This window comes from Streptomyces sp. NRRL WC-3549, from assembly GCF_000721935.1.
Classification (GTDB): Bacteria; Actinomycetota; Actinomycetes; order Streptomycetales; family Streptomycetaceae; genus Streptomyces.
The window spans coordinates 76,656-86,261 of the sequence record NZ_KL585421.1 but is presented as its reverse complement, the minus strand read 5'-3'; the positions used below and the strand labels follow the sequence as shown (position 1 = coordinate 86,261).

At 72.1% G+C, this 9,606-nt stretch carries 6 protein-coding genes and 1 pseudogene; 2 read left to right on the top strand and 5 right to left on the bottom strand.

The window, feature by feature from the left end; genetic code table 11:
• The 4 genes from IH13_RS0125725 to IH13_RS0125705 all read right to left on the bottom strand — a co-directional run.
• A partial coding sequence (locus IH13_RS0125725) for a glycoside hydrolase family 2 protein (RefSeq protein WP_063837492.1) occupies positions 1-1,526 on the bottom strand: 1,526 nt, incomplete at its 3' end.
• Positions 1,527-1,632: 106 nt separating this feature from the next.
• On the bottom strand, positions 1,633-2,532 hold the full coding sequence (locus tag IH13_RS0125715; RefSeq protein WP_031088290.1) for a carbohydrate ABC transporter permease: 900 nt from the start codon (positions 2,530-2,532) through the stop codon (positions 1,633-1,635).
• Between the two features lie 2 nt (positions 2,533-2,534).
• Positions 2,535-3,473, bottom strand: coding sequence for a carbohydrate ABC transporter permease (locus IH13_RS0125710; protein WP_031088289.1), 939 nt, complete (start codon positions 3,471-3,473; stop codon positions 2,535-2,537).
• 21 nt (positions 3,474-3,494) lie between these two features.
• Entirely contained in the window at positions 3,495-4,868 is a 1,374-nt protein-coding gene (locus IH13_RS0125705) for an extracellular solute-binding protein (protein ID WP_031088288.1), read from the bottom strand.
• Positions 4,869-5,136: 268 nt separating this feature from the next.
• Here IH13_RS0125705 and IH13_RS38380 point away from each other — a divergent pair.
• A pseudogene (locus IH13_RS38380) lies at positions 5,137-6,185 on the top strand (LacI family DNA-binding transcriptional regulator).
• A gap of 266 nt (positions 6,186-6,451) precedes the next feature.
• Here the strand turns inward: IH13_RS38380 and IH13_RS0125695 are convergent.
• Positions 6,452-7,540, bottom strand: a complete 1,089-nt coding sequence (locus IH13_RS0125695; protein ID WP_031088286.1) for an alanine racemase — start codon at positions 7,538-7,540, stop codon at positions 6,452-6,454.
• 464 nt (positions 7,541-8,004) lie between these two features.
• Here IH13_RS0125695 and IH13_RS0125685 point away from each other — a divergent pair, with 464 nt between their 5' ends.
• On the top strand, positions 8,005-9,069 hold the full coding sequence (locus tag IH13_RS0125685) for a lipoate-protein ligase LplAB (RefSeq protein WP_031088284.1): 1,065 nt from the start codon (positions 8,005-8,007) through the stop codon (positions 9,067-9,069).
• Positions 9,070-9,606: the final 537 nt, after the last annotated feature.

The window sequence follows — 9,606 nt, the reverse complement described above, 5'->3', positions numbered from 1 at the left end:
CACGCCTCCCTCGCGCCATCAGAGATGTGTATAAGAGACAGGGAGTAGGCGGTCCCGTTCTCGTGGGCGTTGGCGAAGGGCTCGCCCTTGGCGAGGCCGGACACGAGCTGCCGGAAGGCGGCGGGGTCCTGCTCGTAGGAGTGGGAGTCGTAGACGTCGGTCTCCAGCACCCGGTGGGAATATCCGGAGGCGTCGATCACCGGGCGGGAGGTGTCCATGGCCTTGGTGGCGAGGAACATCGCCCGGGTCACGTCGTCGAGCTGGGTGATCCGGTCGTGGAGCTTCTGGTAGGTCTCGTTCAGCGGGCACCAGCCGACGATCGAGGGGTGCGAGTAGTCGCGTTCGACGGCTTCGAGCCACTGGGCGACGAAGGAGGCGTCGGGGCGCTGGTTGTCGCCGGAGGAGCCTCCGACCTCGCAGCCCCAGTCGCCGAACTCGCCCCAGACCAGGTAGCCGAGGCGGTCGGCGTGGTACAGGAAGCGCTCCTCGAAGACCTTCTGGTGCAGCCGGGCGCCGTTGAAGCCCGCCTCCATGGCCAGTTCGATGTCGCGGACGAGGGCCTCGTCGGAGGGGGCGGTCATCAGCCCGTCCGGGTACCAGCCCTGGTCGAGGACGAGGCGCTGGAAGCGGGGCCGGCCGTTGAGGAGCACGGCCTTGCCCTGGATACCGACGGCGCGCAGGCCCGCGTAGCTCTCCACGGTGTCGGCCGCCTCGCCGTCGGCGTCCAGGAGTTCGAGGCGGAGGCCGTACAGGAAGGGGTCCTCCGGGCTCCACTCGCGGCGCCGGTCCTCCGGGAGGGCCAGGTGCAGGCGGGGTGCGAGGTCGAGGTCGGCGCGCACCTCGGCGCGGCAGACCTCGCCCGCCTCGTCGCTGAGGACGGCGCGCACGCGGTGGCCGGGGCGGTTGGACGACAGGGGCAGTTCGACGGAGAAGGCGGAGCCCGCCAGGTCGGGGGTGATCCGGGGGCGGCGCAGGTGGGCGTCGGCGACCGGTTCCGCCCACACCGTCTGCCAGATGCCGGTGGTGCGGGTGTAGTTGCAGTCGTGGTTGGCGTACTGGATCGCCTGCTTGCCCCGGGCCTGTGGTCCGGACTTCGGGTCGCGGGCGCGGACGGTGATCTCCACCTCGCGGCCCGCGGGGGCGAGATCGCCGAGGTCGGCGGTGAAGGGGGTGAAGCCGCCGCGGTGGCGGACCACCTCGGTGCCGTCCACCCAGACCGTCGTGTCGTGGTCGACGGCGCCGAAGTGCAGCAGCACCCGGCGGCCCGCCCACGCGGCGGGCGGGGTGAATCGGCGCCGGTACCAGACGGCCTCCAGGAAGTCGGTGTCGCCGACGCCGGAGAGTGCGGACTCGGGGGCGAAGGGCACGAGGATCTCGCCGCTGAGTTCGCGGTCGAGGAGTCCGCGTTCGAGGCCGCTGTCCCCCTGGTCGGTCTCGAACTGCCAGGTCCCGTTCAGGTTGAGCCAGTCGCGACGGACGAACTGCGGTCGCGGGTACTCCGGGCGGGGGACGGAGGGGGTGTGCACAGGGACTCCAGTCTGATGGTGGTGGCGGCCGGCGGGGTGGCCGGCACGGGCGGGGAGGTGGACGGGGTCAGCTGTGTATAAGAGACAGGCGGGGAGGTGGACGGGGTCAGCTGCCGCCGAGGCCGGTGGTGGCCACGGAGTTGACGATGCGCCGCTGGAAGAGGAGGAACATGGCGATCAGCGGGAGCGCGGCCAGCAGGGCGGACGCCATCGCCTGGGCGTACTGGATGCCGTAGGCGTCCTTGACGGTCGCGAGGCCCACCGGGAGCGTCATGAGGCCGGGGTCGTTGGTCACGACGAAGGGCCACATGAAGTTGTTCCACGCGCCGATGAAGACGAAGATCGCGACGGCGGAGACGATCGGACGGGACAGCGGCAGCACGATCGACCAGAAGACCCGGAGCTCGGAGGCGCCGTCGATGCGGGCGGCGTCCTCCAGTTCGCGGGGTATGCCGTCGAAGAACCGCTTGAGGATGAAGACCATCATGGGGGCGACGACCTGCGGCAGGATGACCGCCGCGTAGGTGTCGACCAGGTGGAACATCGTCATCTGCTCGAAGAGCGGGACGATGAGCAGCTGCGGCGGGACCATGATCGCCGCGACGGTGACGGCGAGGAGCGCGCGCTTCCCGCGGAAGGTGCCGCGGGAGAAGCCGTAGGCGGCGAGCGTCGAGACGGCCACGGTGAGCACGGTGACCAGGGCGGCGATCAGTACGCTGTTGAACGCCCAGGTCGGAACGTTTCCGCGCTCCAGGATCTGCCGGTAGGCGTCGAGTGTGAAGGCGCCCTTGAACGGCGACAGGCCCGACTTCATCACGTCCTGCTCGCTCTGCAGCGAGGTCGCCACCGCCCAGAGGAACGGCAGCAGCCAGACGGCGGCCAGGACGGTCAGCGCGGTTCCGGCGAGCACGCGGGGCAGCCGCCCGTGGCCGAGCAGCAGGGGGGACCCGGATTCCTCACGGCGCGGCCGGCGCGGCCTGCGGACGGGGGTGGAGACGGTGGACACGGTCAGCCCTCCTGACGGAAGAAGCGGAGCTGCGCGACGGAGACGACGATGACGATCGCGAAGAAGACGTAACTGACCGCCGAGGCGTAGCCCAGCCGGTATCCGGTGAACCCGACGTCGTAGACGTATTCCAGGATCGGACGGGTGGAGCCGTTGGGGCCGCCCTTGGTGAGGATGTAGATCTGGTCGAACACCTTGAGCGAGGCCAGCACCTGGAGCATCGCGACCAGGACGGTGGTGTGGCGCAGCTGGGGGAGGGTGACGGACCACAGCCGCCGCCAGGCCCCGGCTCCGTCGAGTGCGGCGGCCTCGTCGTAGGTGACGGGCAGGGACTGCAGGGCCGCCAGGTAGAGCAGGAAGTTGAAGCCGACCGTCCACCAGACGGTGAGGGCGGCGACGGACCACATCGCCACGGACTCGTCGGAGAGCCAGCCGACGGGTTCCAGTCCGAGGGACGTCAGCAGTTGGTTGCCGAGGCCGATGTCGGGCTGGTAGAGCCACGTCCAGATGAGCGTGACCACCGTGACGGGCAGCAGGTACGGGGCGAAGTAGGCCAGCCGCCACACCCATTGGCCGGCGAGCCCGCTGTGCACCAGCAGGGCCATGGCCAGGGCCACCAGGACGAGCGGTACGCAGGAGATCACGGTGAAGAAGACGGTGTTGCCGAGGCTGCTCCACACGTCCGGGTCCCCGAACGCCTCGACGTAGTTGGCGAGCCCGACGAACTCGGGGGCGCGCAGGGTGAGGGAGGCGTCGGTGAGGCTCATCCAGACGCCCTGCACGACGGGCCAGACGAGGAAGAGTCCGAAGAACACCAGGAACGGCAGGACGAACAGTCCCCCGCCGCCTGTGAGGGAGAGGCGGCGCCGGGGCGCGGGCGGGGTTGCGGAGGGGTGCGGGTGGGGTGGCGCCGTGGCTCCGGCGGGCGCGGTGGTGGTCACGATGCGGCTCCTTCGGCTGAGTCAGGCGACCGGATTGGGCCGGCGCAGCAGGGTGTCCGCTTCCCGGACCATCTGCCGTACCGCCTTCTCGGCGGAGGTGTTGCCCAGCAGCGCCGACTGGAGCGGCTGGCACATGCGGTTCTGGAAGTTGCCGCCGGCCCCGGCGAACCAGTTCGGCGGGTCGAGCACGGCGATCTCGCCCGCGGCCGCGTAGGAGGACTGGGGGTCGAGGGCCGCGTACTCGGGGCGGGCCTGTACCGGCTGGTAGGCCGGGATGTGCCCCGCACTCGCCCAGGTCAGGCTCTGCTTGATGATCTCGGCGACGTACCGGTGGGCCTCGCGGCGCCGGGCCGGGTCGGGGGCGTCCTGGTGCGGCAGCACGAAGCTGTGCGAGTCGGCGTAGACGGCGGGGCGGTCGAAGACCTGGGGGAAGGGGGCGGCACCGAGGTGCTTGATGCCCGACTTCCGGAAGGTCGGCAGCTCCCACTCCCCCGCCATGATCATGCCGCCGCGGCCGTCCATGAACGCGGCCATCGCGCCGTTGTAGTCGAGGTTGTTCGGGTTCGTCCTGCCGTCGAAGAGCTGTTTCATGAAGGTCACGACCTTCACGGCGGCCTCGACGTCGATCTTCGGCGGACCGCCGTCGGGCAGCGTGAAGGAGGCGCCGGTCTGGGCGTACAGCGCGGCGAACTGCCGCCAGCTCTGGGCGGTGTCGGTGACGTGCCCGAAGAGGACCCCGGACTTCCCGGTCGCCTCGGCGAGCTTCTGGCCGGCGTCGAGGAAGGCCTCGGGCGAGCCCATGGGCGCCAGGTGGCCGGACGGGTCGAGCAGTCCGGCCTCGCCCGCGGCGTCCTTGTCGTAGAAGACGATGAAGGGGTGGACGTCCAGAGGGATCGCGTAGACGGTCCCCTGGTACCGGGCGCGCTTCCACACGGCGGGGGCGAAGTCCTTCTCGGTCACCCCGAATTCGGCCAGGACGTCGAGGTCGAAGGGGTCCAGGAGGCCGCCGGGGGCGTACCCGGCCAGCCGCGACAGGTGCAGCACGGCCACGTCCGAGGCCCGGCCGCCGGCCGCCGACATGGCGAGCTTCGTGTAGTACGAAGGGCCCCAGTCCAGGATCGTCCGGTCCACGTCGAACCCGTCTGCGCCCCGGGACACGGCGGCGATCATCTCGTCCATCAGCATGCCGTCGCCGCCCTGGAACAGGTCCCACACCTTCAGCGCGGACGCCTCACCGGCGCGGGCCGGTGAGGCGCATCCGGCCAACGGGCCGCCGGCCAGCAGCGCCGCCGCCCCGGCCGTCCCGTGACGCAGCAGCCGGCGACGGCCGATGCCGGGCGACCGGTTCGGGTTCCAGGTGCCGAGCGGCCCGCGGTCGGGGGGTGCAGAGCTCATCACTGACCTTTCGTCGGCCGGACGACGTGCCCGGCCGAGGGCACGGGCCATCGGCACGGCAGCCGTCGGCCGCCCGCGCACATCGGGGTGATCCGCACCGGATCTCGCAGTGCGGTGACCTGTTTTTACATCGATGTACATTGGCTGTAAAGAGCTGCGTCACCACGTGTGCGCCGGACGCTCCCCTCGTCCTGGCACTCCGGTGCCGCCCGGGACCGCCGGGCGGCACGGCATAGACTCGGCGCGTACCAGGGCGGGGAGGTTGCGGGTGGCACGGCCGAGGATCAAGGACGTCGCACGGCACGCGGGGGTGTCGGAGAAGACGGTGTCCAACGTGCTCAACGACTACGTCCACGTGTCCGATCGGACCCGGCGGGTGGTCCAGGAGGCGATCGACCACCTCGGCTACCGCGTCAACCTCGCCGGGCGGCACCTGCGCAGCGGCCGGAGCGGCATCATCGCGCTGGTGGTGCCGGAGCTCGACGTCCCGTACTTCGCCGATCTGGCCCGGCACGTCGTCCGGCAGGCCGAGAAGCGCTCCCTGACCGTGCTGATCCACCAGTCCGGCGGAGACCGGGAGCGGGAGAAGGCGGCGGTGGCCGGCTTCGGTTCCGACTTCGTGGACGGGGTCATCCTCAGTCCGCTGGCCCTCGCGCCGGAGGACCTGCGCGCGCACACCGGGGCTCCACCGACCGTCCTGCTGGGCGAGTTGCTGACCGAGGGCGCCGACCACGTGGCCATCGACAACGAACGCGCCGCCCGCGAGGCGACCGAGCACCTGCTCTCCCTGGGCCGCCGGCGCGTCCTGACCGTCGGCGGGCGGGACGACGGGGGCGTCGGCACGGCCCAGGCGCGTGTGTATAAGAGACAGGCGTCGCCCACGACCCGGCGTCACTGCTGCCGGTCGGGGCGTTCCACATGGCCGACGGGGCGTCGGCCATGCGCCGGGTCCTGGCCGAGGGTGTACGTCCGGACGCCCTGCTGTGCCTCAACGACCAGTTGGCCCTGGGCGCGTTGCGGGCCCTGCACGAGTACGGCGCGCGGGTCCCCGAGGACGTGGCCGTCATCGGCTTCGACGACGTGGAGGGCGGCCGTTTCGGCGTACCGACGCTGAGCACGGTCGCCCCGGACAAGGAGGCGGTGGCCCGGGTCGCGGTGGACCTGCTGCTGCGGCGCATCGACGAGGCGACGCGCCCGGGTCCCCCGCCGGACGGCACGGGGGCGGGCTCCGGGTCGCCGCAGGACCGCGTGGTGGCGCACCGGCTCGTCCTGCGCGAGAGCACGGAGGGGACGGCGGAACGGGTCGCGGTGTGGTGAGAGCCCCGCTGATGCGGGGGCTACCGGCATCGTCCCGGTGGTCAGCACCGGGTCCGGGACGTCATGCACCGCGGCGCTTCGCCGTCATGCACCGCGATGCACCGCGGCCTTCGCCGTCACGCACCGCGGCCTTCGTGTCGGGCCGCTCATGCCTCCGGGGCCCGGGTGGGTGGTCCCGTGTTCCTCCGCGCGGCCTCGTGCGGTGTCCCGGCGCCGGGCGGCGTCCCGGGCGGGCCCCGCACTGGCGCGACGCTCCGCCGGGCCGGTCACCCCTGTTCCGGGGCGGGGCCGCCCGTCACCGCGGACGCGGCCGGTGGGACCCGTGGCTCGTCCACGACGCGGTCGGGACGTGTGATGGTGTAGCGCAACTGCACCGCGACCTCGTCGCCGACCTTTGGCCGGGGACTGTCCCCGGGCACCAGCAGGACCGATTCCTGCAAACCGGGAGGGGCGGCGAACCTGCACCGCACGCCGTCCCAGACGAAGGGCGACAGGTGGTGGTTGAGGCAGGCGTGGCCGATGCCCGCGACATGGCGGGCGCGGTCGCGCAGACCGCTCAGCAGCCTGGGCGCCCGCAGCCCCACCCCGTGCGAGATGCCGCCCGCCACGACGATCAGGTGCCGGCCGGAGTCCCGCTGCCGTCGCCCGGCACCGGGACGGTCCTCCCGCTCCGGGCGTGTGACGTCGAGCACCGGGCTGGAGTACCGGGTGGCCTCCGGGGCGCCGAGCCACAGCTTCGTCCCCGTGCGCAGCCGGAAGCGGGTCCGGGGGAACTCGGCGTGCAGCCCGGCCATCTCCTCGGCCGTCAGGTGGCTCACGAAGACGTGGTGGAGTGGCATCCTCTCCGCGCGCAGCCGCCGCACCCAGGAGGCGACCTCTTCGGCCCCGCCCAGGCCGCCGACCCGGTTCAGCGGGAGGTGGATCGAGAAGCCCTCGAACTCCCACCCGCTCATCACCGGGCGCAGGGCGGGCAGATCGGCCTCCGTGATGCCGTGCCGCCTCATGGACGACCTGAGCTCGATCACGACGCGGTGCCCCGCCAGGCCGTCGCAGTGCTCGGGGGAGGAGACGACGCGGATGGTCCGCTCGGAGAGCGCCGGGGACGCCTCCCCGTTGCGGTACGGCGTCAGCACCAGGAGGTCTCCGGGAAAGGAGTCCTGCACGAGGGCCGCTTCCTGGACGGTGCCGACGGCGGCGAGCCGTATGCCGAGCCGGGTCGTCTCCCGCATCAGCCGGTGGAGGCCGAACCCGTAGCCGTTCCCCTTGCAGACCGGCACGAGCCCCGGGTAGCCGTCGAGGACGCCGCGGTGGTGTTCCCGCCAGCGCGCGGTGTCGATGGTGAGCGTGAGTGTCATGGTGGTCTTCCTCGGTGGACCTCGCGGCGGCGGCACCGGCCGCCGTGCCCCGTTCTCACCCGCGGGCGGTGGGCGGCACAGGGTCGTCCGGCGGAGAGGTTCAGGAGCCGGGTGGCCCTGTATCAGTCCTCGCGCGGCATGGCCTCGGCCGGCGGGACCCATGGTAATTGCGGGTGCCGTCGGGCCGGATGACCAGGTCGCCCTGCCGCAGGACGACCCGCCCGACGGTGTACTCACAGGTCACTGCGCACCGGCCCGCGAAGACCCGGGCGGGCGCACGGAGGGGCGGTACGCGTACCGCGTCGGGCTGGAGCAGTCGGCCCCCGGGATGAGGGAGGAGGTCCTGGCTGCCCGTCCACTCGTCACCGGCGGGCATTAAGGTGCCATACGAAGCGTGTGCGCATGTATCAGGATTTCGGAGCAGCAGGCTCAGGACACGCCGCGCACCGGAAGGGAACGAAGCGGTGCATGGCGAGTACAAGGTGCCCGGCGGCAAGCTGGTCGTCGCAGACCTGGACGTCGAGGAAGGCGTACTGCGCAACGTGCAGGTCGCCGGGGACTTCTTCCTGGAGCCCGACGAGGCGATCCTCTCCATCGACGGGGCCCTGGAAGGTGCGCCCTCCTCCATGGACGCCGCGGGCCTGGCGGCCCGCATCACGGCGGCCCTGCCGGAGTCGACCGTGATGCTCGGGCTGACCGCGGAGGGCGTCGGCATCGCCGTCCGCCGGGCCTTGGCCCACGCGACCGACTGGGTCGACTACGACTGGCAGCTGGTGCACACCGAACCGCAGGCCCCGGCCCTGCACATGGCGCTGGACGAGGTCCTCACCGCCGAGGTGGCCGCCGGGCGGCGGGCACCGACGCTGCGGGTCTGGGAATGGGCCTCACCCGCCGTGGTCATCGGCAGTTTCCAGTCGCTGCGCAACGAGGTGGACCCCGTAGGGGCCGCCGAGCACGGCATGGCCGTGGTACGCCGCGTCTCCGGTGGCGGTGCCATGTTCGTGGAACCCACGAGCACGATCACGTACTCCCTGTCCGTACCGGAGTCCCTGGTCTCCGGCCTCTCCTTCGCCGACAGTTACGCCTACCTCGACGACTGGGTGCTGGGCGCGCTCGGCGACATGGGTATCAAGGCCTGGTACCAGCCCCTCAACGACATCGCCACGGACGCGGGAAAGATCGCCGGCGCCGCCCAGAAGCGGATGGTCGGGCCCGATGGTGGCCCTGGAGCCGTCCTGCACCACGTGACCATGTCGTACGACATCGACGCCGACAAGATGCTCGACGTCCTGCGCATCGGCAAGGAGAAGATGTCCGACAAGGGCACCAGGAGCGCCAAGAAGCGCGTCGATCCGCTCCGCCGCCAGACGGGCCTCGCCCGGGAGCAGGTGATCGAGAACATGATCGCCTCCTTCCGCAACCGCTACGGGCTGACGACCGGTGACGTCACGGCGCAGGAGATGGCCCGGGCGGAGGAGCTGGTGCGGACGAAGTTCGCCACCGAGGAGTGGACGGCGCGGGTGCCGTAGGCCCACCGGCCCCGGTCGGGGAGCCCGTTCGGACGGGTGTCGGCCGGCACCCGTCGCGGGCGCCGGCCGGCACGCCGATTCGACGGGCCCCCAGCGCGGGGCGGGTCCGAGCCGGGGGTCCCGCCCCGTCCGAGCGGCCTCCGCGGGCTCCCTGGGGGCTCACCCCCCGAAGGGGCACCCGATGTGCCCGCACCCTGCCCGTTCGTACCTTGTTCGGCTGCCACCCGCGCGCGTCCCCAGGAGAGGCCCCGGCACCACACCGATGAGGTCCACCGATGCGCGCACGGGAACCGACCAGGACACCGGATGCGGCCGAGGTCCGCGGCGCCCGGGGCCGCCCCGGGCAAGCCGACGGGAAAGTGAGCGCACCGCGCGGAGAGCGGTGGGGGGCCGACAGCTTCTTGTACCACCTCTTCCGGCGCGCACCGGGTCCGTGCCGGGGGCGGGGCGGGCAGGCTTGAGTTGGGCGCCGCGCCGGCCCGGGCGGGCTCCTTCCGGTCGGCACGGGGCCCGTACCGACACGACCGCCCCGGCGGG

Coding starts and splice junctions, on each gene's coding strand:
- IH13_RS0125705 (WP_031088288.1), bottom strand. CDS start 4,868: ATGAGCTCTGCACCCCCCGACCGCGGGCCGCTCGGCACCTGGAACCCG.
- IH13_RS0125695 (WP_031088286.1), bottom strand. CDS start 7,540: ATGACACTCACGCTCACCATCGACACCGCGCGCTGGCGGGAACACCAC.